25 protein-coding genes are annotated in these 24,275 nt (G+C 46.3%); 9 read left to right on the top strand and 16 right to left on the bottom strand.

Translation table 11 applies throughout. From position 1 onward, the window contains the following. Positions 1 to 29: 29 nt before the first annotated feature. Positions 30 to 227 (bottom strand): cold shock domain-containing protein, encoded by a 198-nt coding sequence (locus MKY24_RS08960; RefSeq protein WP_013309706.1) that lies wholly within the window; start codon positions 225 to 227, stop codon positions 30 to 32. A gap of 173 nt (positions 228 to 400) precedes the next feature. On the opposite strand from MKY24_RS08960, the gene MKY24_RS08955 reads away from it, so the two are divergent. From MKY24_RS08955 to MKY24_RS08930, 6 genes are all read left to right on the top strand, one after another. Continuing rightward, complete coding sequence (locus tag MKY24_RS08955) at positions 401 to 634, top strand: hypothetical protein (RefSeq protein WP_013309704.1); 234 nt, start codon at positions 401 to 403, stop codon at positions 632 to 634. Positions 635 to 641: 7 nt separating this feature from the next. Then, positions 642 to 830: a hypothetical protein gene (locus MKY24_RS08950; protein ID WP_025715827.1), complete on the top strand. Its 189-nt coding sequence runs from the start codon at positions 642 to 644 to the stop codon at positions 828 to 830. 199 nt (positions 831 to 1,029) lie between these two features. Beyond that, positions 1,030 to 2,826, top strand: a complete 1,797-nt coding sequence (pepF, locus tag MKY24_RS08945) for an oligoendopeptidase F (protein ID WP_025722300.1) — start codon at positions 1,030 to 1,032, stop codon at positions 2,824 to 2,826. 56 nt (positions 2,827 to 2,882) lie between these two features. Then, the gene (locus MKY24_RS08940) at positions 2,883 to 3,305 is read left to right on the top strand and encodes a lipopolysaccharide assembly protein LapA domain-containing protein (RefSeq protein ID WP_053325159.1); all 423 of its coding nucleotides are present in this window, start codon (positions 2,883 to 2,885) and stop codon (positions 3,303 to 3,305) included. A gap of 13 nt (positions 3,306 to 3,318) precedes the next feature. After that, positions 3,319 to 4,356 (top strand): M42 family metallopeptidase, encoded by a 1,038-nt coding sequence (locus tag MKY24_RS08935; RefSeq protein WP_339201807.1) that lies wholly within the window; start codon positions 3,319 to 3,321, stop codon positions 4,354 to 4,356. A gap of 73 nt (positions 4,357 to 4,429) precedes the next feature. After that, positions 4,430 to 5,329: a LysR substrate-binding domain-containing protein gene (locus MKY24_RS08930; protein ID WP_339201806.1), complete on the top strand. Its 900-nt coding sequence runs from the start codon at positions 4,430 to 4,432 to the stop codon at positions 5,327 to 5,329. A gap of 19 nt (positions 5,330 to 5,348) precedes the next feature. Here MKY24_RS08930 and MKY24_RS08925 read toward each other — a convergent pair whose 3' ends face one another. From MKY24_RS08925 to hemE, 10 genes are all read right to left on the bottom strand, one after another. After that, positions 5,349 to 6,338, bottom strand: coding sequence for an aldo/keto reductase family protein (locus tag MKY24_RS08925; RefSeq protein ID WP_339201804.1), 990 nt, complete (start codon positions 6,336 to 6,338; stop codon positions 5,349 to 5,351). A 153-nt stretch (positions 6,339 to 6,491) separates the two neighbouring features. Further along, the gene (locus tag MKY24_RS08920; RefSeq protein ID WP_339201802.1) at positions 6,492 to 8,441 is read right to left on the bottom strand and encodes an ABC-F family ATP-binding cassette domain-containing protein; all 1,950 of its coding nucleotides are present in this window, start codon (positions 8,439 to 8,441) and stop codon (positions 6,492 to 6,494) included. Between the two features lie 121 nt (positions 8,442 to 8,562). Then, complete coding sequence (locus MKY24_RS08915) at positions 8,563 to 9,141, bottom strand: TetR/AcrR family transcriptional regulator (RefSeq protein ID WP_028542833.1); 579 nt, start codon at positions 9,139 to 9,141, stop codon at positions 8,563 to 8,565. Between the two features lie 82 nt (positions 9,142 to 9,223). Then, the gene (locus tag MKY24_RS08910) at positions 9,224 to 10,030 is read right to left on the bottom strand and encodes a DUF92 domain-containing protein (RefSeq protein ID WP_028542834.1); all 807 of its coding nucleotides are present in this window, start codon (positions 10,028 to 10,030) and stop codon (positions 9,224 to 9,226) included. Positions 10,031 to 10,242: 212 nt separating this feature from the next. After that, positions 10,243 to 10,866: a fumarylacetoacetate hydrolase family protein gene (locus MKY24_RS08905; RefSeq protein ID WP_076294922.1), complete on the bottom strand. Its 624-nt coding sequence runs from the start codon at positions 10,864 to 10,866 to the stop codon at positions 10,243 to 10,245. A gap of 39 nt (positions 10,867 to 10,905) precedes the next feature. Further along, a complete protein-coding gene (locus tag MKY24_RS08900; protein WP_339201801.1) occupies positions 10,906 to 11,676 on the bottom strand; it encodes a glycerophosphodiester phosphodiesterase family protein in 771 nt (256 codons plus the stop codon). Positions 11,677 to 11,758: 82 nt separating this feature from the next. Further along, entirely contained in the window at positions 11,759 to 13,237 is a 1,479-nt protein-coding gene (locus tag MKY24_RS08895) for a CapA family protein (protein ID WP_339201800.1), read from the bottom strand. A gap of 137 nt (positions 13,238 to 13,374) precedes the next feature. Further along, positions 13,375 to 14,820 carry a protoporphyrinogen oxidase gene (gene hemG, locus MKY24_RS08890; protein ID WP_339201799.1) on the bottom strand — a complete coding sequence of 482 codons (1,446 nt, stop codon included), beginning with the start codon at positions 14,818 to 14,820 and terminating at the stop codon, positions 13,375 to 13,377. Positions 14,821 to 14,827: 7 nt separating this feature from the next. Next, positions 14,828 to 15,769 (bottom strand): ferrochelatase, encoded by a 942-nt coding sequence (gene hemH / locus MKY24_RS08885; protein ID WP_028542839.1) that lies wholly within the window; start codon positions 15,767 to 15,769, stop codon positions 14,828 to 14,830. Between the two features lie 7 nt (positions 15,770 to 15,776). Next, a complete protein-coding gene (gene hemE, locus MKY24_RS08880) occupies positions 15,777 to 16,847 on the bottom strand; it encodes a uroporphyrinogen decarboxylase (protein ID WP_023987997.1) in 1,071 nt (356 codons plus the stop codon). A 233-nt stretch (positions 16,848 to 17,080) separates the two neighbouring features. Between hemE and MKY24_RS08875 the strand changes: the two genes are divergently transcribed. Then, positions 17,081 to 18,310, top strand: a complete 1,230-nt coding sequence (locus tag MKY24_RS08875) for an MFS transporter (RefSeq protein ID WP_053325151.1) — start codon at positions 17,081 to 17,083, stop codon at positions 18,308 to 18,310. Positions 18,311 to 18,417: 107 nt separating this feature from the next. On the opposite strand, the gene MKY24_RS08870 is transcribed toward MKY24_RS08875, so the two are convergent. Then, positions 18,418 to 19,062, bottom strand: coding sequence for an O-methyltransferase (locus MKY24_RS08870; protein WP_023987995.1), 645 nt, complete (start codon positions 19,060 to 19,062; stop codon positions 18,418 to 18,420). Positions 19,063 to 19,219: 157 nt separating this feature from the next. Here MKY24_RS08870 and MKY24_RS08865 point away from each other — a divergent pair, with 157 nt between their 5' ends. Together MKY24_RS08865 and MKY24_RS08860 are read left to right on the top strand one after the other, a co-directional pair. After that, complete coding sequence (locus MKY24_RS08865; protein ID WP_023987994.1) at positions 19,220 to 20,380, top strand: class I SAM-dependent RNA methyltransferase; 1,161 nt, start codon at positions 19,220 to 19,222, stop codon at positions 20,378 to 20,380. 188 nt (positions 20,381 to 20,568) lie between these two features. Next, on the top strand, positions 20,569 to 22,551 hold the full coding sequence (locus tag MKY24_RS08860) for an LTA synthase family protein (protein ID WP_028542840.1): 1,983 nt from the start codon (positions 20,569 to 20,571) through the stop codon (positions 22,549 to 22,551). A gap of 173 nt (positions 22,552 to 22,724) precedes the next feature. Here the strand turns inward: MKY24_RS08860 and MKY24_RS08855 are convergent, their stop codons facing one another. The 4 genes from MKY24_RS08855 to MKY24_RS08840 all read right to left on the bottom strand — a co-directional run bounded on the left by MKY24_RS08855 (position 22,725) and on the right by MKY24_RS08840 (position 24,164). Then, positions 22,725 to 22,994: a hypothetical protein gene (locus tag MKY24_RS08855; protein ID WP_023987992.1), complete on the bottom strand. Its 270-nt coding sequence runs from the start codon at positions 22,992 to 22,994 to the stop codon at positions 22,725 to 22,727. A 94-nt stretch (positions 22,995 to 23,088) separates the two neighbouring features. Continuing rightward, complete coding sequence (locus MKY24_RS08850; RefSeq protein WP_007429791.1) at positions 23,089 to 23,310, bottom strand: DUF1450 domain-containing protein; 222 nt, start codon at positions 23,308 to 23,310, stop codon at positions 23,089 to 23,091. Positions 23,311 to 23,333: 23 nt separating this feature from the next. After that, positions 23,334 to 23,636, bottom strand: a complete 303-nt coding sequence (locus MKY24_RS08845) for a heme biosynthesis protein HemY (protein ID WP_013309686.1) — start codon at positions 23,634 to 23,636, stop codon at positions 23,334 to 23,336. A 261-nt stretch (positions 23,637 to 23,897) separates the two neighbouring features. Beyond that, positions 23,898 to 24,164, bottom strand: a complete 267-nt coding sequence (locus MKY24_RS08840) for a hypothetical protein (protein WP_023987991.1) — start codon at positions 24,162 to 24,164, stop codon at positions 23,898 to 23,900. Positions 24,165 to 24,275 lie beyond the last annotated feature (111 nt).

Below are 24,275 nucleotides of genomic sequence, written 5' to 3'. Positions count from 1 at the left end.
ACGGAACCATTCTTACAATTCAGTTACACTTACAGTTTGATTACGTTAGCTGCTTGGGGTCCACGGTTACCTTCAGTAATTTCGAATTCAACCGCTTGACCTTCTTCCAAAGTTTTAAAGCCGTCGCCTTGGATTGCGGAGAAATGTACGAATACGTCCTCGCCACCATCCATTTGAATGAAGCCATAACCTTTTTCTGCGTTAAACCATTTAACTGTACCTTTCAAGTGAACAACCTCCTAAAAATACCGCCATCTATGGCGAATATCCATATTATACTTCATGCTTTTTCACAATGCAATTGATGTTTTTCCTGGTTTTTCGGGCTGGAATGATTTGCTTTTGCGGCGGAAACTGCGGTATCATGAACCAAAACATCTATAAAATCGGAGACATGCATATGATGAAAAAACACGAAATATACAAAAAAGACAATTGGAACATGATGACTGTCGAGGTGCAGGGCCGTTACATCGTTCTACGGGAAATATCCGATGATTGGGGCGAGGAAGCCCACACGTTTTTAAGCCGTCCGGCGCTGATGCATTGGGCTCAAAATCGGTTTCCCAAGCAGTCCTTTCAAGATAATGAGGAAGAGTGGCAGCGGATCATGAACGCTTTCAAACAGGTCTAGCCTATTCATGGTGTCCAACAGCTATCTCATCTTCATTATTCTGGCCTTCACGCTGGGCGGAGTGCTGATCATGAAGCGTGATACGATACCGACTCCTCTCAAAAAGTGGATGGCCCTCACTGCTGTAATCATGGTTTGCCTTGCCTTTTATCTTATTGTATACAGCTTATTAAATATAGGTTCCAACCCACAGTAAGGAAAATTATACTTTCGGGCGTAAGAGGTCATACTATGGCATAACAAGCCATGGTATAAGGAGGATCTGCCGTTACATGCATCCTGTAAAACCTCTTGCCCTGCTGCTTACGGTAAGCGTGGCGGTTTCTTCGTTTTGGCATCCGTCCCTTACTGCCGCAGCCCTACCCCACATTACGTTCGATCAGAGGAGGCTCTCCATGAGTGAAATTGTAAAACGCGCTGATGCGCCAGTGGAAAATACATGGAAACTGGAAGATTTGTTTCCTAACCGCAAAGCATGGGATCAAGAATACGAAGAAGTCAAACAACTAGCCAAAAAGGCTGAACAATTCCAAGGCAAGCTCAATTCAGCAGAGTCGATTGGCAGCTGTTTTAAATTGGAAGATGAATTGTCGCTTAAAACCGAGCGTGTATATGTGTACGCACATCTGCATCATGATGAGGATACAGCTGAACCTACATACCAGGGTCTTTCGCAAAAAGCAAAAAAATTAGGCGTTGAGGTTAGCGAGTCTCTTTCTTTTGTGACGCCTGAAATTTTGGCACTGCCGGATCATCAGCTTGATGCCTTCATTGAAGATCCAAAGCTTGCAGATTATCGGTTTACACTTCAAGAAATGAAGCGGGAAAAAGCACATATTTTGGGGAAGACAGAAGAAGCGCTGCTCGCTCAGGTTGGCAATCTGGCTCAAGCCCCGCAAACGATTTTTGGCATGCTCAACAACGCTGATCTGAAGTTTCCAAAAATTAAGGATGAGAACGGCAAAGAGGTTGAGCTGACTCATGGCAGCTACATTCAATTCCTCGAAAGTCCGCACCGCGAAGTACGCGAACGTGCTTTTAAAGCGGTATATGACACATATGCCAAAAATAAAAATACAATTGCTTCTACACTAAGTGCCAATGTAAACAAGAATATTTTTTATTCTCGTGTTCGCAAATACCCTTCTGTACTGGAAATGTCACTGTACGGTGACAATATTCCGAAGGAAGTGTACACGAATCTCATTGACACCATTCATGAAAGCTTACCCCTGCTCCATCGTTACATCAAGCTGCGTAAAAAGTTGTTAGGTGTGGATGAGCTCCATATGTATGATTTGTTCGCTCCGCTTGTGGACGAATACAAGATGGACATTACGTATGAAGACGCCAAAACGCAAACAAAGGAAGGCCTTAAGCCACTGGGCGAGGACTATCTCGCTTCGCTGCAAAAAGGCTATGATGAGCGCTGGATCGATGTATACGAAAACGAAAACAAACGTACTGGTGCATACAGTTGGGGAGCTTATGGTACCCACCCATATGTGCTGCTGAATCATAAAGACAACCTGAACAGCATGTTCACACTTGCTCATGAAATGGGGCATGCGTTGCATTCGTACTATTCAGACAACGCATTGAAGTATAGAGATGCACAGTACACCATTTTCCTGGCTGAAGTGGCATCCACAACCAATGAAGCGTTGCTAATGGACTACTTGCTGAACAAATCAACCGATCCGAAAGAGAAAATGTACCTTCTCACCTACTATGCAGATCAATTCCGCACAACGGTATTCCGTCAAACCATGTTTGCGGAATTTGAGAAAATTGTACATGAACGCGCTGAACAGGGGGAATCCCTTACACCGCAGCTTTTATCGGAGATTTACTATGATCTGAATGTGAAATATCACGGGCCTGGCATGAAGGTAGACAAAGACATTGAAATGGAATGGGCACGGATCCCTCATTTTTATAACAGTTTTTATGTCTACAAATATGCTACTGGCTTCTCGGCAGCAACTAGTTTCTCGAAACAGATTCTGGAAGAAGGCCAACCAGCCGTTGACCGTTACTTGGGCTTCTTAAAGAGCGGTGGCAGTGATTATTCAATTAATATTTTGAAAAAAGCTGGCGTTGACATGTCCTCTCCGCAGCCGATCCGCGAAGCGATGAGCGTATTCGAAGAAGTCATTACAGAAATGGAAAAGCTAACTGAAGGAAAGTAAAACCGTGCGCACTTAAAATCCAGCATTGAAATGATGCACGGATAAATCCCTTGTCCATGGCGGGCAAGGGATTTTATAATGTAACGGGAGGAGGTGGCATTTTGAAAACACAATGGTCTTTGATCGCAGCTCTTGTTATTGCTCTGTTAACAGCTGTATTTGCTGTTATTAATGTGAATTCGGTTCAAGTGAACTTTCTATTCAGTATGGTTAGCATTCCTTTGATTCTGCTTATTCTTGGTTGCACTCTTCTAGGTGGACTTATTGTCGGTTCTTTCGGTATTTTCCGCCAATATAGGCTTCAGAGAGAGATTAAACGTCTGACTACTCAGCTTCATACATTACAAGAAGAGCACACATCCACGGTGGAAGCAAACGCGGATGTGACCTATGACACGACTGGGTCTTCCAGCACAGGGTCTACTTTCGACCAAGATATAGAGCAACCGTCCTCTAAACCTGATCGGTTGTCCAAATGAGGAGGAGCAACAAATGACGATTCAATTCAATGAAGATTATATGATGAACTTTTTAAATCAGCTACTGAACACGCCCAGTCCCAGTGGGTACACACACCATGTGATGGAGCTGATTCGTAAGGAAGCTGAGAGCCTCGGGGTACCCATCGAATGGAATGCAAAAGGGGGTGCCATCTTGACTCTGGAAGGTCAGGAAACGGACCGTACGGTGGCGCTGAGCGCACATGTGGATACATTGGGCGCGATGGTACGTTCGATTACAGCACAAGGCACCCTACGTCTGACATCCGTCGGCGGTTTCATGATGAACAGCATTGAGAACGAATACTGCCTTATTCATACCCGAAGCGGACAAACGTATACGGGCACTATTCTGTCCAGCCATCCATCCGTGCACGTCTATGATGATGCACGAAGCTTTGAGCGCAAGGAGAGCCACATGGAGGTTCGGATTGACGAGCTTGTTGAGTCAAAAGAAGACGTGCTTCAGCTCGGTATTGCGGTGGGCGATTTTATTTCGTTCGATGCGCGTCCAGTCGTAACACCGAGTGGATTTATCAAGTCACGGCATCTGGATGATAAAGCTAGTGTAGCTGCACTGTTTGGTCTACTGGAATCTGCTGTACATGGAAACTGGAAGCCTCGACATACCGTTAAATTGCTCATTTCTAACTATGAGGAAGTGGGGCACGGAGCGGCTTACATACCTGAAGGAATCAGTGAGATGATAGCTGTCGATATGGGCTGTATGGGTGAAGATCTGAGCTGCAAGGAAACGGATGTTTCTATCTGTGCCAAAGATTCCTCCGGGCCTTACGACTATAATATGACGACCCGTCTGATTGAGCTGGCCAAAGAGCTGAATATTCCGTATGCTGTAGATATTTATCCGCACTACGGTTCGGACGCTTCGGCTGCACTAAGAGCAGGTAATAACATCCGTGCTGCTTTGATCGGCCCTGGCGTACACGCCTCCCATGCAATGGAGCGCACGCACCAGCAGGCCGTGGTGAACACTGCACGTCTGCTTGCAGCTTATGTGACAGTTTAATTCGAACGATAAAAACCGACCTGTTCCACTGGAGAATAGGTCGGTGAAGGCTTAGTGAAAGGAAATCACAGCTATGGATCTGAAAAAACTACGTTACTTTATCGCAGTAGCGGAAGAACTGCATTTTAACCGTGCTGCGAAAAAACTGAATATCACCCAACCTCCCTTGAGCCAACAAATTCAAAGCCTTGAAGAAGAGCTTGGTGTGAAGCTTTTGGAACGAACCAAAAGACAAGTTCGACTTACGTCAGCAGGAGCGATATTTTTAGAAGAATCCAGAAACATGGTTGCTCAATTGGAAAGATCTATTAAGATCACACAGCTTGCAAGTCAGGGGAAGTTCGGACATTTATCCATCGCTTTTGTAGATTCAGCCTCTGGCAGTCTGATGGTTAATGCCTTGAAGAAATTCCGAGAGAGCTTCCCAGATGTGAAGCTTACGTTATTTGAAATGACATCTGTCCAACAACTAAAAGCCATACACGATGGCAAAGTTCATGTGGGCTTCCTGCGCAGTGCAGATCCATCTATACATATCACTTCTCGTCTTTACACCAACGAATCACTCATGGCCGTTCTTCCTCAGACACATCCGTTAGCCCACCATTCAACCTTGTCTTTACGTTCTTTAGCGGACGAATCTTTTATCCTGTCTCCGCCTCATATGGGAGCTTCTTTTCATAATCTCATACTCGACTTTTGCGGACAACATGGATTTCAGCCTCAAATCGTACAGGAAGCCGTTCAAATGTATACGATCGTTAACTTGGTAGCGGCGGGTATAGGTATCTCCATTGTCCCCTCTTCCGTATCTGTCTTTCAACGCAGTGATGTCGTATTTCGTTCATTTCAAGAAGAGTCTCCGTCCATCCCACTTTATGCTGCATGGAAAACAGGTGCACATGAAACTGTTCTGACTCATTTTCTGGAAGTGGTTGAAGAAACAGCTTGTAACGAAGAGTTAGACATGTAAATCTCCTTGATCGTATATCTTAACCTGTTTTTCTCGGATCACGTTCAACAATACCATTTAAAACGCTATCCAATTGTCTCATGACCTGCCCATCTAGACGGACACCCGCAGCTTTTACGTTCTCTTTAACCTGCTCGGGCTTGGAAGCACCGATAATAGCTGAGGACACTTGCGGGTTTTGTAAAACCCATGCGACTGCAAGCTGGGGCAGCGTCAGTCCGTATTCTTCTGCAATCGGCTGAATTTTCTTTACTGCCAAAAGGACTTCTTTACGTAACCATTGTCCAGCCAAACGTTCGAAAAATGGTGACCCTGCTGTCGTAGAAGCTCGTGAACCCTCGGGTAACGGCTTGTCTGCTGCATATTTACCAGAAAGAATACCTTGTGCCAGAGGTGACCAAACCACCTGCCCAATCCCTTCCTGCTCACAAGCGGGAATCACTTCAGCTTCAATGACACGCCATAGCATGGAATATTGGGGCTGACTTGCCACGAATGGGACCTTTAATTCCCTAGCCAGAGCAGCTCCTTGCTTTATCTGCTCTGCTGTCCACTCGCTTACTCCTACATACAAAACCTTCCCTTGCCGCACCAAGTCGGATAAGGCCAAAAAAGTTTCTTCAAGCGATACGGTTGGATCAAAACGGTGTGCATAATATACATCAATATAATCCGTTTGTAGGCGTCGAAGAGAAGCATGGCAGGCCTCCATGATATGTTTACGAGACAGCCCTTTATCATTCTGTCCGGTACCTGTGGGATGAAAAACCTTAGTACATAATTCAATACTTTCACGGCGTATTCCCTTTAAAGAATGACCCAAAACCGTTTCCGCCAGGGTATCCGAATACACATCAGCGGTATCAAACGTGGTAATCCCTGAGTCTAATGCAGCGTTTACACAGGCTTGCGCTATGGTATCATCCACTTGAGCACCGTGGGTGATCCAGTTTCCCAATGCGATCTCACTTACCATCAAACCACTTTTTCCAAGTTTACGATATTCCATTTTCAATTCCTCCCCTCCATCTGCAATCCATTATACCCACTGTAATTTAATATTAGAAATATATAATTGACTCGCTTTTAATATGAAAAACGTATTAATAATTCGATAAAAAAAGCAAGCCCCCACTCTGAATGGTGACTTGCTTTTGTGTTTTTAAGATTTACTTTGTTCAATCTGCTCGGCTAGCTCATTCAGGTAGGTCCAGCGTTCCATTTGGTGCTCCAGATGCTGTTCGGCCTTTACTTGCTCAGCCATGAGCTCCTGTAGTCGTGCTGAATCACTGAAAGACTCTTCCATCTGCCGCTGAATGTCGGCCAACTTCTGTTCGGCTTGTTCAATCAGTTCATCAATTTGCTCATATTCCCGCTGTTCCTTGAAGGTGAATTTAAGCTTGGTTTTACTTGTCTCCTTGACTGAATCGGAAGGACCCGCAGACTTAGGCGCGGAAGAGCGATTCGAGGAAGCCGTACTCGTCGAGACAGACGTATTCACAGAAGATTGAGCATTTTTACTGATCCATTCTGCATACTCACTATAGTCGCCTACATGTACTCGTACCTGTCCATCCCCTTCAAACGCCAGTATTTTGTCCACTGTCCGATCCAGGAAATAGCGATCATGAGAAACAATAAACACCACGCCCGGGAATTCATCCAGATAGTCTTCCAAAACGGAAAGGGTTTGAATATCCAGATCATTTGTTGGTTCATCCAGCAATAGCACATTCGGTGCCGACATCAGAACACGAAGCAGATACAAGCGCCGTTTTTCACCCCCGGACAGCCTGGAAATAACCGTCCATTGCGCGCTTGGTGCAAACAGGAAACGCTCCAGCATTTGTGCAGCTGTAATCGTCGAACCGTCTGCTGTACGAATCACTTCGGCTTCTTCCTTAATATACTCAATAACACGCAGTGATTCGTTCATTTCCTGATGTTCCTGAGTAAAATAGCCTATCTTCACGGTCGGCCCCAGCACAACACTGCCGGAATCCGGTTCTATATGCTGGGCAATCATTTGGAGCAGAGTGGATTTCCCACTACCGTTAGGACCTAGGATACCAACACGATCACCAGGAACCGCAATGTAGCTCAAGTCCTGTATCAGCTTACGGGAATCTACCGATTTGGACAGATGCTCGATCTCCAATATCTTTTTACCCAGACGTGTGGAGGCGACAGACATATCTACAGATCCAGAACGAGCTTCCGGTTGCTGATCCCTAAGCTGCTCATATCGATCAATACGCGCTTTCTGCTTGGTGGAACGAGCCTTTGCTCCACGACGAATCCAGGCCAGCTCATTACGCAGCAAGTTCTTCCTTTTTTGTTCCGTAGACGCTTCCCGCTCCTCACGTTCTGCCTTCAGCTCCAGAAAACGGGTATAGTTAGCCTCATAACGGAAAAGGCGGCCATGATCCAGCTCCAACATGACATTTGCAACTCTATCCAGAAAATAGCGATCATGCGTGATCATTAACAACGCACCACGTCTTTTTTGCAAATACTGCTCCAACCATTCAACAGACTCATTATCAATATGGTTTGTAGGCTCGTCCAGAATGAGCAACTCGCAGGGTTGGATCAAAGCCGCCGCCAAAGCCACCCGCTTACGCTGCCCGCCGGATAGAACACCCATACGAGACTCAAACTGGGTGATCCCCAGTCGGGTAAGTATATTTTTGGCCTCACTCTCCAGCTGCCATGCCTGGAACGTATCCATTTGCTGACTTGCTCGCAATAGACGATTTTGAAGCTCCTCGCTACCCGGATTTAATTCCAACAACTCCATGATTTCCGTATATTCACGGACCGCCTTCATCTCAGGCTGGTTGCCATGAAAAATATGCTGGAGCACCTTCATTTCGGGATCAAACTCCGGATTTTGTGCTAGATACTGAATTCGCACATCGTTGTTCACTGCAATATTGCCATCATCTGGCGGCTCTAAGCCGGAAATTACACGTAAAAACGTTGATTTGCCGGTACCATTTACACCGACGACCCCTATTTTGTCACGTTCATCCATACCAAAGGAAGCATCCTCAAACAACATTTTCTCGCCATAGCTTTTCGTTATATGTTCAACGGTCATAATATTCATACGGATTCCCTACTCTTCCCCTATTTTGTGATGCATCCTGTTTATTTTAACACAGACACAGCCAATGATTAAAAAAACCGTTACCTGAACGAAGTCAGTACGGTTTTTTAGCAACAAGATGTCAGGATTTTTGTACCCCGGCTTTACAGCCATGCATAAATAAGTTCGCCGCTAATTCAGCCGTCTGATCTACGTCACATTCGCGGAAATCTTTATTCAATAAAATATCCATTTTTAGGCGTTCCAACATACCAATGAATGCCTTCGCATGAAACTCAGACTGCTGTACACCCTCTGACGCCAGTTTATTTTTGACCAAATCAGTATAGTCCTGGATAAATCCCCACATAAACTCCATTAGGTCGGGGTCACTGTTGGGGGTCATAAAAAATAATTTAGTATGCTGCTTGCGCTTGAAATAGTAGTGCAGATGCAAATTTGCCATCCGCAGCAGTCCTTCTCCCAAAGTACGATTGATTAATGCGCCTTGCATTTCGGCTAGGTATTGCTCGCAATCTCTACGTGTGACTGCTGTAAATAGCTGCTCTTTGCTTTTAAAGTACAAGTATACTGTGCCTTTGGCAACTCCCGCTTGTTCTGCAATCTCGGAAATTTTGCTTTCATAAAAGCCTTTGGTGCCAAAGACGGTGTAAGCGGCGTCCAAAATAGCTTCATATTTATCTCCTTGTATATCGCCCATCTTAGCACCTCCTTATACAAGGATTGAAACACGGTCAATTCTTATAACAAATTTTTCCTTGTAATGATCTCCAGCTCTGTGTTCAAAGTATAAAAAAAATACCTGCAAGAGCGACCAATCCTCCGAAAATAGAACTAATGCTATTCACCCGATCATTGCTCATCCAACGCCAGCCTCGTACATAGACCGTCGTTTGTCCACAATGTGAGTCTACTTCTACTTCCCGTCCGCAAACCGTGCAGGAACGCATCATTTGCACTGTAGCACCTAGATAGGAATCAGCAAAGGCCCCGGCGCTACCGGATATACCTCCAACCAGTGCCCACAACCATAACGGCAAGCTCGGCGTTCCTATGGCGTGTCCAAAGCCCCATGCACCTATGCCGATCAGTACACCCCCAGCCAAGGCCGCAGCCGTTCCCAATACAGATACTCCACCTGAGGTTCCGGGTGCCAGCACCTTCCCGTTAAGCACCGAACGGGGTGGCCTACGACTCAGGCTGCCAAATTCCGTTGCCCACGTATCGGATGTTACCGTAGCCATGACACCGACAAAAGCCAGCTGCCACGTAACATGAGGCCATATCGCATAGCCCAGGCATAACAGCATACCTAATCCCCCATTGGCCCATACTTGGCCTGCATCCCGGTTTCCGGTTTTGGCATACGATTTTTCCAGCTCAGCCTTGCGCTCCTTTTTGAACCTCGACAGGAGGGTCGACGTGATAAAGAACAAGAGCAATGTGCCGAACCAGAACAGGTTACCCGCCCCATAATATACGGTTCCCATCAGTACAGCCGTGGCAAAGCCAGATAAGGTTAAGGATTTTTTATAAAATGCAGCTCCCGCCACCACAGCAGCACAAAGCAATCCGATGATCCAGTCCATGATATACCCCCGCTTTTGAAATGAATCTCCGTTTTTCTTTTTTCGTTCTGTATATTATTGTACAATGCTCTACACTTATATAAAAGCCGTGTCCCATGCTTTGGCACAGGACACGGCCTTCACAATGCTTTTCTAAGGGAATCGCTCTTTACTTCCCAACTACCAAGAACATTCCCTTTTTTAATCCTCATCCATGAATGCCGTTCACAAATTTATGCAATGGTGAAGCTTCCCTGACGATCACTCCCCCAGAAAAGCTCAAAGCGATCCCCGCTTGCTGTAGGCCCTACTCCTGCTGGAGTACCTGTAAAAATAATATCCCCTTCACCCAGCCCATAATGAGTCGCTATATATTCAACGATGTGCTGGATAGAAAAAATCATATCCTTAACATGTCCACGCTGGACTTCCTGTCCATTTTTGAGCAAGGAAAAATCCTGCTGCTCCAGCATGTCCAATTTTTCTAAAGGCAGGAATGGTGTCACGGGAGCAGACGATTTGAAGCCTTTGGCGGCGGTCCATGGATGGCCTTTTTTCTTGAGGATACTTTGTACATCACGCAGGGTAAAATCAATGCCGAATGCAAATGCGTTTAGACACGTATCTGCAGACATGCCTGGTTCGTATTTACGTCCTACAGCCACGACCAGCTCAGTCTCAAAATGAATATCTCCCTGCCCCTGAGGAAGCTCCAGCGTGGCGCCATCCAGCGGCACGACTGCATGAGACGGCTTCAAAAAAATCATCGGTTCTGCGGGAACCTCATTACCCAGCTCCTCCGCATGCAGCTTATAATTGCGCCCAACACAGTAAACATTACGAATTTCCACGTTCATCACGATCCGTCACCCTTCCCGCGTATGTAGTCCAATTGATTAACGAATAAGTTTACGTATATAGTGCCACATCCGGTGCTTGGAAAGCAAAAAAACCTGCTCCCAGCGATCCGGCCAATTAGTGCAAATCATCAATTCAGGATGTAATGAGGACAATTTCCGCATTATACGGCGGTCATCCACCGTCCACGCCATGACAGTAATACCGCGGCCAGTGAGATCTTTCATCAGGTTTCGATCCAAACGCGGATAGCCTATGGATAAAAAAGTGCATTGTAGCTGCTCCAGTTGCGTTGCCAAATCATCTGGACGCGCATCGATAATCAATCCGGTACGGATCTCAGGAGACAGCTCCTTAGCCCGGCGTAATGCGGCACGCTCAAAAGAGGTTAATACCACCTCTCCCTCCATCCCTCTCATCACAATTTCACGGAGTACGGCTTTCTCCAGTCCCGGATACATATCTCCCGCTGTTTTAAGCTCAATATTGAGTGATGCGCGGCCACGACATAAATCCAGTACCTGTGCGAGGGAAGGGATCATTTCTTCACGGTATTCTGCACTTTTCCAGCTACCAGCATCAAGTTGTTGCAATGCTTTCCAGTCTGAATCCTTTACTTTCCCTGTACCATTCGTCGTTCGCTCCAGCGTAAAATCATGAATTACCACCGGAACACCGTCCTTTGACAGCTGTACATCCAGCTCAATCCAGTGTACAAATGGCTGCTTCAACGCAAGCTTAAAGGCTGCCATCGTGTTCTCGGGAGCAATCCCCGAAAAACCGCGGTGAGCCACGCACAAATGATTCATCTTGTTATGACCTCCATCCACAAAGGAGTCCTTCATACGATCGTTCCGTCAATTCCCATATAAAAAATTTCTTTTCGAGCTTCTATTGAGCGCTTACTGTACCATCCGTCCCTATAGAGACATTTCCCGGTGACAGTGCCGCCACTCTCTGCAAAATTTTGCTGGCCTCCGTATCCTTCAATGGAATCGGTTGACCTAGCTCCGCCCGGTAAGGGGTCAGCTTCATTTCGCAAGCCCCTTTTCGGGTGCAGGTTGCCTGAAATATGGCTGTATCCCAAGTGGCTGGCACCGTTGATTTAGAAAAAATAAAATTGCCTGTGCTGTATGCGATCCATTTACCTTTATATTGCTCCATCCCTTGAAGCACATGTGGATGACCGCCAATGACAAGATCAGCTCCAGCATCAATAAAAGCATGCGATAACTCGGTCTGATGGGGCTCAAGTGCAGTAGCGCGCTCCTTCCCCCAATGGGCAATGACAATCACCAGATCGGCCTGCATTCGTGCCTCACGGATGGACTTTACGATAGCGGACGAATCATAGGCTCCTGCTACACCGGGCAGTTTGGCGCCCGCATTCCAGTTGGCTTCAGGCATGACACGTGTAGTCCCTAATAACGCAATTTTGATCCCTTTACGTTCAAAATAATGCGGCGCATACGCTTCTTTTGCATTACGTCCGGCTCCAGCATGGGCAATACCTTTTTCATCCAGATATTTCAGTGTATCCAATAATCCGTCTGTGCCCTGATCCAAAATGTGATTATTGGCCAAATTGACAGCATCTATCCCTGCCGCAGCCAACGCAGTTAACGCCTTGGGCGAAGATTTATACACATACGTTTTATTTAACGCACCCACACCATTCGTTGTCACGGGCGTTTCCAGATTGGCAATCGTCAGATCGTCTTTATGAAAAAAGTTTCCGAGATATTGATAAGGAAAATCAAACCCATTCTGTTCCAATCGCTGCTCAACTTTACCGGAAAATTGCACATCCCCTACAAAGTGAAGCGTGACTGTCGGAGAATCTACACCGTCTGTTTTGGATTTTTTCACATCCTCCGTTCCTCCCTTATCGGCGGATGGATTACCGTCGTATACATCCTTAGACGTATCGTTCCCTGCCTGCCCGTCTTTCCCCGAGGATAATTTTGCTCCTGAAGAGCTGCCTTCGGGAGCATTTGTGTCAGACGTTGTCGCGGGACGATGGCTTGTGTCTGAAGCAGCAGATTGCTTCGTTTCATCGTCAGCAAATTGTTTATCTGCATGTGGGCCTTCGTCCAGCTGTTTATTTGACAAGGCTGTAACATTTTCACTGACCGAGGGAGTAGACCGCTCTTCACTAGCAGATTCCGTTTGCATTTTCTTCTCCGTTTGCGAATACCCGGCATTTTCCGCAAGAGAGCCACTGTTGTCGTGTTCAAATATGTAATAATAACCGAAAAGACCTACGATCATAAGCAGCAGGACCAGATTCGTAATAATCCAAGCCTTGCCTATTTTTGGTTTTCTTGCTTTCTTGCGACCTTCATTTCTCTGTGATCTGGGAGGGTACATTCTTCACTCCTTCTATGCTATTGCATATGCATAACTTCTTTATTAGCTGGCGAATTTTACACCTTCTCCATTATATATCAAATTTCAATATAAATAGAACCCCTCGCCTGGATCGCGAAGGGTTCATCATTGAACATTTACACCTGTACCTTGACCGCTTCCTGCTGTGTCGTTTGGACGGCATGGGAGGCCCATTCCTTAGCCTGACGGATGCAATCCGGTAAACCAATCGCATCATAGCCAGCACCCAACACATACACTCCCGGCATGGCAGTGCGTAACTCTTCCCGCAAATCAGCTATAGCCTGCGGATGCCCTACCGGATATTGCGGCATGGAATTGCGAAGACGTGTAATTTCCGTGAACAGCGGAGTTGCTGTAACTCCCATCATCTCTTTCAAATCCTTACGTACCAGTGCAATCAGCTCATCATCCGGTAACTCTACAGTGTCTTCAGCTCCTGCTCGCCCTACATAACAGCGCAACAGCACCTTATCATCCGGGCTAGTATGTAGCCACTTGGCAGACGTCCATGTACAAGCGGTCACGCTGCGTCCTTCTTTGCGAGGGACCAGAAAACCAGAACCGTCAAAGACATTCTCAATATCTGTTTTATCGAAGGCCATGACCACGTTTGCTACGGAGACGTAATTAACGGCTTCCAGTGCAGCCACATTGACATGATCTCGCAATAGCGGCGCAGCAGCAAAGTTGGGAGTCGTTACAAAAATATCATCCGCCTCCAGCGTCTCTCCATTGTCTAGCATAACGCGATATGGGCTGTCTCCACTTTCCGTGGTCTTTGTGAATTCTGTAACAGCAATTCCGGTGCGTAAATCACAGTCATACAAATCATTCAGCAACGCATGCACCAAACTTTGCAAGCCTTGACGGAAGGTCAAAAAGGCACTTTTTTTCGTACCCGTATGTGTTTCAGCTGGTTTTCGGCCTGTCATCATCCCATGAATGAGGCTTCCGTATTGCTGCTCTACCTCAGCAAATTGTGGGAAGGTCGCCTGCAAACTTAGCGTCTTCATGTTGGCAGCATAAATCCCCGCCAGCAGTGGCTCAGTTACATTTTCCAGCACTTCTTTGCCCAGTCGGCGTTCAATAAAATCACCCAACGCCTCATCTCCCGGTACACGGCGAGGCGGAATGACAAAATCCATCATAGCCCGCATTTTCCCGCCTAGAGAGATCAAGCCGCTGCGCAAAAAGGGTTTCAGCTCTGTTGGAATCCCCAGCACCAGCCCAGGAGGCATCGGATGAAGCTGTCCTTCATGCAAAATGTATGTCTTTTTAGCCTCAGGATTTGTGCTCACCAGCTCATGATCCAACTCCAGCTCTTTTGCCAGGTCTATCATGGCCGTTTTACGGGCCAGAAAGGAATCTGGCCCCTTTTCAATTACAAAACCATCTTTATGCAGCGTTTCAATTTTCCCGCCCAGCACGGAAGCTTTCTCCACCAGCGTAATTCGAGGTGTGTAGCCAGCTTCTTTGTACATTTTTCGTGTATAAAAAGCAGTGCTAAGCCCGGTCAAGCCTCCGCCTACAATCACAATATTACGTAACTTTTGCTCCATTATGCCCTCATCCCTTTTTCCATTGGTCTATGATGACATCACTAAGCGTCTCCATATACAGTGGATCACTGTTGAGTGAATCAATACGCTGAAAACGCATATCCAATTCCTTCGCCAACGCCTGTGCTTCAATATCCAGATCGTATAACACCTCTAAGTGATCAGAAACAAAGCCAACTGGCGCAGCCAGCACATATTCCACTTGCTCCTCTTTAAGACTGTGCATGGTATCCAAAATGTCTGGCCCCAGCCATGGCTCTGCTGTACGACCGGCGCTTTGCCATGTAAACTGCCAGTTGGTAATTCCCGCCTTGTCCGCAACTGCCTGCGAAGTAGCCATTAATTGCTCAACATAAGGATCACCCATAGCCAAAATCCGCTCAGGCAAGCTGTGCGCACTAAACAGAACACGAACCTCGTCCCGCTTGGCTCCAGCTTCTTCAAAAAGCGCCAGTTTGGCGTTCACACGCTCAGTCAGCGTCTTAATCAGCTTAGGATGAAGATAATAGCTCTCCACAAATGATATGGCCAGATCCAGTTCCTGTGCCTTAGCCTGTGCGCGCTTAATATAAGTGCCTACACTCATAACGGAATAGTGAGGAGCCAGCACGACACCCACCGCTGTACGAATGCCATCATGCACCATAGCTTCCACACCGTCTTCAATAAACGGTTTGGCATGTTTGAGTCCCTGATAACAGACAAATTCAATGTCCGGGTTGCGATTTTCCCGATTTAAGGTTTCCTGCAAGTTTTGAACCTGCCGATCCGTATTCTGCCGCAGCGGAAACACACCGCCTACAATAGCTTCATAACGATCCTTTAATTCTTTTAACTGCTCCGGCGAAGGAGCATTGCCGCGACGAATATGTGTATAATAGGCTTCCACCTGATCCAGACTCTCCGGCGTCCCGTAGGACATGACCAGTACACCCACTTTTGTTTTCATTAACAGATCACCTCTTAACATTTCTAATGTATTCATTTTTTGACAAAACCGAGCGGGAATACTCATGTACATAATTAGTAAGCTCTCTTAGCTTATCTAGCGAGGCCTCAGGAAATAAACCGTGACCGAGATTGAAAATGTAACCCGGCTCCAAAATGCCTTCATCTACAATGGTTTTCGCATACTGCTTGATAACATCGATTGGAGCAGTAAGCACATAAGGATCCAGGTTTCCCTGTACACCAAAACCGTTCCCCAAGCGACGACGTCCTTCAGGTATACTTACCCGCCAGTCCAGTCCAATCACATCGGCTTTTAACCCATTCAAGTGTGGGAGCAATTCACCAGAGCTTACGCCCGGAAAATAAATTTTAGGTACATCCAGATCAGATAGTTCATGGAAAATACGTGTGATAGTCGGCAGCACAAAAGTTTGAAAATCATAAGGCGAGAGCGCACCTACCCAGCTATCAAACAATTGAAAAGCCTTACCGCCATTAGCAATATGGGCTCGCACGTATGTAATAACCATGTCTCCTAGCTTATCCATCAGGCGATGCCACAGCTCAGGCTCTCCATACATCATCGCTTTGGTGCGAATATATCCTTTGGAGGGTCTTCCTTCTATTAAATAGCTTGCAATGGTAAAAGGCGCTCCAGCGAACGTAATCAATGGCACGTTTAGTTCACGGTCCAAAATACGGATCGTTTCCAAAATATGACCCAAATCGCGTTCCACATCAATCGGACGCAACTTGTCTACGTCTGCAGCTGACCGAATCGGATTATCAATAACCGGGCCAATATTTTTGACAATATCAAAATCAACCCCTAGCGAGGCTACCGGATTCATAATATCAGAATATAAAATTGCAGCGTCCACCCCAAGCTTGCGCACGGGCATCAAGGTCACTTCTGCGGCCAACTCGGGCTGGCGGCATATTTCAAGCAATGTGTATTTTTCTTTAATTTTGCGATACTCAGGGTCATACCTTCCGGCCTGCCGCATGTACCATACGGGAATATGATCCACAGCTTGCTTGCGGCAAGCGCGGATAAAAGTATCATTGTAGGTCATGACTTCAGCCTCCAGTTCGAATCATAAATACTATATTTTATTATGCCCTTTTTCAAGAGTCGTAACAACCGCAGCTCTCGAACAAACCATGACAAACCCATGACATTTGGATAAAGTTTCAATGAAGTGTGCTATACTAGAGAAATGGCTTTTTTAAAGCTCCGGAGAAGTTATGCTTTGATAAGTAGGATTTACAACAGGATGAGAATGGGCAGAAAGGAAGTGAAAGCACATTGAAAACGTGGGAGACGTGGGAGACGTGGAAAATCAATCTCATTGTGCTTTGGTTCGGTCAGTTTCTGGTCAATGCGGGTATCACGATGATTACTCCGTTCCTCGCCCTGTATCTGGCTCAGGACCTTCATGTGAAGGGAGAGCACGATATTGGTCTATGGGCCGGAGTTATTTTTGCCGCTAACTTTTTGACCTCATTTATGTTCCAGCCTTTGTGGGGCAAGCTGGCTGACCGATATGGACGTAAAGTCATGCTGCTTCGCTCAGGCTTTGGTATGGCTTTGGTCATCGGATGTATGGGTTTGGTCACCCACCCGTGGCAACTGCTGGCGCTTCGCCTGCTGAACGGTACGATTTCGGGTTTCAATCCGGCATCGATTTCCCTAGTGTCGGGTACCACTCCCAAAGAGCGAACCGGATTCGCTATGGGGATTATGCAATCCGGTCAGATGGCTGGCACGATTCTCGGCCCTCTGCTAGGCGGATTTTTGGCTGACTGGGTCGGATTCAGACCGATCTTTTATATTACAGGCGCTCTAATTTTTATAGCCTCGCTCATCGCAATGTTTCTGGTTAAAGAAAATTTCAGCAAAACGGAAGCCGCACGCATACCGCAAATTTCGGTTCTTGCCGGATTAAAGGAGCTAAGCCATACGCCCCAGCTTCCGGCTTTGTTCACCGTAACGTTTCTACTCCAGTTTGCCATGATCAGTACGGTATCTCTGCTGCCGTTATATGTGCAAAAGCTGTATGGGTCGGCAGAAGGAATTGCGTTAATTGCCGGGTTCGTTACGGCTATTACAGGCGTATCCAATATGGTTGCTGCACCGCTCCTTGGAAGATTGAGTGACAAGATAGGGGCACACAAGATCTTGACCATTGCACTGCTCGGAACGGCGGTTATGCTCATTCCGCAGGCTTTTGTCAATGAAGTATGGCAACTTGTCATTATCCGTTTTTTCATGGGTGTATTTATGGGCGGTCTGCTACCAAGCGTAAATGCGTTGATTCGCACGTATACACCGGAAGGAATGGAAAGCCGTTCTTTCGGCTTCAATACCAGTTCGCTAGCGCTCGGAAATATGCTGGGTGCTGTCATTGGCGGGGTGCTATCCGGGTTTATTGGCATCGAAGGACTGTTTATCATGTCAGGTGTCCTGTTAATCGTCAACATATTCTGGGTACGCATGAAGCTTTTTGATCGTAAGGCTACGCCTGATTTCAGGTAAGATAACCTCGTGGTAAGACAAGCCTGCCTTAACAGATAAGAACCTCCGCTCCACGCTGCTGTGGACAAGGAGGTTCTTTTTGTATAGCTATACATAGGGAATGAACACTATTTAACTCGAGCTAGCGCCAATCCATCGTAAGCTGGCAAAAGCGTGCTGACCAGCCGTGGATCTGTTGCTATCGTTTCGTTAAAACGTCTCACGGCCTGGACGGCAGGGCCGTTCTTATCCGTATTCAGCGTCCGTCCGCGAAGGAAACAGTTGTCTCCCGCAATAATGGCACCCGGATTCGCCAGAGCAATCGCATATTCCAGATACACTGGGTAATTTTCCTTATCTGCATCAATGAAGAAAAAATCGAAAGTTCTTCCCTCTTCCTGAAGTTCCTTCAAGCTGTCCGCTGCGGGTCCGATACGATATTCGACACGGTCACCGTATCCGTTGTTTTCCATATGTCGATGTGCCAGCGCTGCGTACGCTTCTTTCAGCTCCAGTGACACAATGCGGCCCTTTTCTCCCAGCCCACGAGCCAGACATAATCCACTGTAGCCGCCTAATGCGCCGATTTCCAGTACATGCTGTGCGCCAGATACTTCAATTAGAAAGGTCAACAGTTTTCCGTAAGGATGAGCAACGGATACTTCCGGCATACCTTCTTTAACGATAGCCTCCCTAATACTGCGCAGTGCTTCATCTTCTTGTACCAGCTGGTCTACATATTGTTCAGGGGTCATATTTGGTGTAATTTCCACGGTTCATCTCTCCTTCTTGCTTAATCATAGCGCAGGTTGGACGTGATGTCCTTCGTAAATTTTTTACCTTAATGATTTGTCTCTTCGAGTACAATGACCTATACTATAGGGATTGAACCAAGCTTACATGATTATGGGGACGGAGTGAATACGTTTAATGACTCAACTGCAACTAATTGCAACTGCGCCAATGGGACTTGAAGCCGTCGTGGCCCGGGAACTCAGAGAACTCGGGTACGAAGATCTGACCGTTGAAAATGGCCGCGTCGTTTTTACCGGAGATTATATGGATATATGCCGGTGTAACCTGTGGCTTCGCACATCAGACCGCGTGCTTATAAAAATGGGTGAATTTGCTGCAACTACCTTCGACGAGCTGTTCGAGGGTACCAAAGCATTGCCTTGGCAGGATTGGATTCCTGTAGATGGTGAATTTCCCGTAGAGGGACGTTCGCACAAATCACAGCTTAGTAGCGTACCAGCCAGTCAGGGAATCGTCAAGAAGGCGATTGTAGAGAAGCTCAAGGAAACCTACCACACAGATTGGTTTGCTGAAGATGGCCCTCGTTACGTCATTGAGGTCATTCTATTGAATGATCGTGCATTGCTGACACTTGATACGACCGGTCCAGGACTGCACAAACGCGGCTATCGTAAGCTCGTTACAGAGGCGCCTCTCAAAGAAACGATGGCTTCTGCTCTTATTCAGCTTAGTCGCTGGAGCCCTGACCGACCATTCTATGACCCATGCTGCGGTTCCGGTACTTTATTGGTCGAAGCTGCCATGCAAGCCTGGAACATTGCGCCAGGCCTGAGACGTACCTTTAACTCGGAAGACTGGCCTGTCATTGGCAGAGAATTATGGGATCAGGCTCGCGACGAAGCGATGGATTTGACCCGCGATGACATTCCTTTTGAGATTGCAGGTAGCGATATCGACCCAAATGCCATACAAGTTGCTGAGGCAGCTGTAAAAGCAGCAGGCTTTGCTAAAGACATCCCTCTTAAGGTAATGCCTGTAACTAAAGTCAGACTCGAAGGACAATATGGTGTGATGATTACAAACCCACCTTATGGCGAGAGACTGAGCGAGCAATCCGAGGTGGAAAAGCTGATCCGTTCACTCGCACGCACGGCAGCCGAAATGAAGACTTGGTCTTTCTTTGCCATCAGCTCCACCAAGCAATTTGAGCATTATTGGGGCCGTAAAGCAGACAAGCGCCGGAAGTTGTTTAACGGCCGTATTGAATGCCAATACTATCAGTATCTAGGCCCTCTGCCTCCGCGCCGCAAAGATACTTCGCCGTTGCAGCCTTAAATATGATGAAGTTTAGGCCAGGAAACGAACCCTCTGTTCGTTCTTCTGGCCTGATTTGTGCTGTATTTTCTTTACTTAATCATTGAAATGCGCGAGATGAGCGCTATAATAATTAAAGGCATTTCGGTTTTAACATTACGTTAATATGTAGTTTATACTAGCCGAACATTTCTGCCGGAGGGGGTAAAGTGTTGGTTATTCGCACGTCCAGTGCAAGTCGCACTGGTAACACGTTCAGCAGAGTGCTGCTGTCTCGATATTTTGGATTAGGTCTGTTTTTTGTACTTATGATCGGCAAGCTCGTACTGATTCACTATAACTTGCATGCCCAAAATATTGACATGAATCCGCTGGATTATGTCATCGCTATTGGTTCTCTTTTACTTGTGAGCTTCTGGACCTTATGGCTACCACGTCGCGGACGTTTGATTGCTCTTGTGGTGCTCGATGTTTTACTCACCGCGCTCATTTATTCCGACATGGTTTATTATCGTTATTTCCAGGATTTCATTACGATTCCCGTCTTGCTTCAAGCCGGACAAGTTGATTCTCTGGGCGGGAGTATCGCATCCCTTATGTACTGGTGGGACATTTTCTTTTTTGCAGACTGGATTCTATTCATTCCGTATGTCATATTTGTGGCTTCGTTACGACGTCGACTTACAACGAATGATACTTATTTAGAAGCATCCCGAAGCTCGTTCACAAGGAGGTTCCTGCTTCGCTTCTCCAAAGGGGCATTGGCCTTCCTGATTGGCTATGTATTGACATTTGGGCCGATCAAATATTATACCTCCACGTGGGCAACTGGCATATTTGTCGGCAACTGGTGGTCAATGGCCTTGTACAACGTAACCGGATTGATCGGATTTCATGGATATGACATCTACCGTTATGGTCAAGATCACCTTGGTCCCCAGCCAACATTGGCTCAAGCGGAATCTGATAAGGATAAGGAATGGTTTAATCAGCACCAAAAGTTGCTTCAGGTTAAAAATGATCTATCTGGCAAGTATAAGGGGAAAAACGTGATGGTCATTCAAGCTGAAGCGTTCATGAACTTTTTTATCGGCAAACAGATCAACGGTCAAGCGATTACGCCTAACTTTGACAAACTGACGAAGGAAAGCATGTATTTCAACAATTATTTTCACCAGACTGCGCAGGGTCGTACTTCGGACGCGGACTTCTCTACACATGCTTCGCTGCATCCGCTCCCTACTGGCTCGGTATTTATCCGTTATGCGGACCATAAATTCGATACGTTACCTTCCATTTTGAAGGATACTGGGTATAGTCCCAATGCGTTTCACGTGTACGATAGCAGCTTCTGGAACCGTTACACCATGTATAAGGCAATGAACTATGACAAGTTCTACAGTAAAAAAGATTTTAAAATAGATGAGCCACTGGGTTGGTCACTGGGAGATAAATCCTTTTTCCGTCAAACGCTCAATGATCTCACCACCGAAGTTAAGCAGCCGTTCTACGCCTATATGGTCGGTATCTCCAGCCATCATCCGTACAACCTGTCACCTGACGCGGTAGATTTAGACGTTGGCGAGTTTGAAGGTACCATGTTCGGAGACTATCTGAAATCTGTCCATTATGTAGATGAAGCACTGGGCGAATTGGTAGATCAGATGAAGAAAGACGGACTGTGGGATGATACGATCCTGATGTTTTATGGGGATCATGACAATTCTATTAAAGACAAAGCACTGTATGAGAAGTTTTTAGGCAAGCCACTTACGGATCTGGACATGCAGAAAATCATGAATCAGGTGCCATTGCTTGTGCATCTTCCTGACGGAAGTCAGGCGGGCACGTATACGGAACCGGCAGGTCAGTTGGATCTGACGCCTTCCGTAATGCACCTACTTGGGATTTCTACAAAACCATATCATTTTATGGGAAACGATCTGTTTAGCGGGAAGCCTCGTATGGTTGTACTGCGTACTGGTGCTTTCACCGATGGACGAGTGTACTACATTCCATCTGAGGACGGTACATTCTCCAAAGGGACCTGTTACAACCTGAGTACAGGCCAGCCTACAGATGTTAACGCCTGCGGACCGGGCTATACCGAAGCTCTCAATCGGTTGAACATATCTGATCAGGTTATCACATACGATCTTATTCGCGAATGGGAACCACAAACAAAGAAGTAACTCCTTCTTTATCTAATAGACTTTCTGTGGGAGGTTGCTGACATAGCATCCTCCCCGAACTCTTTTAAGGATGCCAATCGCATAACCGCCCTGTATATAACAAAAAAGCACGATCCATCAGCTTGTAAGTGCTGTGGATCGTGCTTTTTTATATGGATTGTCACTCGACTGCGCTAGGAACGCAACGTTTTTTTAGCTTGTTCAAGCCGTTGTACCTCTTCACCAAGCATGTCCTCTGCAACTTCTACTGAGTCGTCACCAAGGCTATCCTTTGCCTGCTGTATGGCATGCTCCGCATGAGTGCGAGATTGCTCAGCCTGCTCAATCAGTTGCTCAGCCGGATGTGACAATGCCTGAGAGACGGCATTGTGAAGCCTGTCCACCGAGTTTTGTGTTTGAGCCTCAACACTGTGATTGTCGAGATTAGAATCATATTGGGCCATGAGTCACTCCTCCTTCTGGGCAGTGGTCTACATCCATTAGCATGGATCAGAAGAAGGAGAACTATTCAAAAATTGCGAATGCTGCGTACTGGAACTATTTGATAAAGCGCGCAGCCTTCTCCAATACTTCATCCTCTGTGGCCGCACTCACATAACGTCCGTTCACATATACAAACGCTCGTTTCCCACAAGGACCGCAATACGATTTGCAGCCGATTTTGATCTCGGCATCTGGTGCCATCTTTTGCAACTTGGGCAAGATCGTTTTCAAGCGGATATGATTGCATTCATCACATACGCGAATATCATTGGCCATCTGTCATCCCTCCGAGCTCCGGCTTAGTGGTCGCCGTGATTACCTTGGGAAGGGTTAGTAATGACAAATCCTTCTTCGGGGAAGTACAAGTAATCAATTTTCACACCATCCAGCAGCGGCTGGCCGTTTTCCAAAATTACGTCAATGCCTTTATCTGTAGATACGACAGTATCTGTTTCTTTAGGCGTGTCCAAATCCAGCCCGTAATGAGCATGATCTCCATGAGCATGAGTAATAACAACGCGCAGGCTCTTCCCTTGGTTCTCTTCCTTATCCAGTTCAAGTTTCAATACTTTAGCTGCGTTACGAGTAATTTTGCAGTTCATCAAACTTCATCTCCTTCATATTCATTAAATGAAATGTGGTTCATTGGATACATATCCACACCACACAACCTAGCGGGTAAAATCAACAACTCAAATAATTAGCCTCTATCCCAGAGGGAAAGAGGTACTACGGCAGCACAGCTGCGTCTGAAACATCATCATGAGCCGATAGACCACAATTATATTCAGCATAGCAAAAGGCAATATTCCTATTGTAAAGAAAATCGTGAAAAATCGCAATCACGAAATTCATAAGCTTATCTACCGAACACGTACATGCTGTTTTTCAAGCACATCTGGATATTTTCGTTCGGCACGGGTGACAAACCAATTCATAAGCAATAGCGTCACACCAATATCGTCGATGGGCATAAATGGCATGACATCAGGTAATACCCAATAGAGCAATACAGGCACCGCAAAGAGTAACTTTTCTCCCAGCGGAATCCTTGATGAAGTAATAAATCGGGGCATACGACGAAATACATGTGACCATTGACGGAGAGATAGTAATCTTTTCCACTTCATAGTTGTTCACTCCATTTCCAATGCTCCTAAGTATATATACCCCATTGAAGGGACATGTAAAGAGGAACACTTATAAAAAACGTGTTCCTCCTAATACGCGCAAATGATTCG

It is taken from the genome of Paenibacillus sp. FSL P2-0322, from assembly GCF_037975315.1.
GTDB classification, from domain to species: domain Bacteria; phylum Bacillota; class Bacilli; order Paenibacillales; family Paenibacillaceae; genus Paenibacillus; species Paenibacillus polymyxa_B.
The sequence above is the reverse complement of the archived record's forward strand: the minus strand, read 5'-3'. Positions and strand labels throughout refer to the sequence as shown.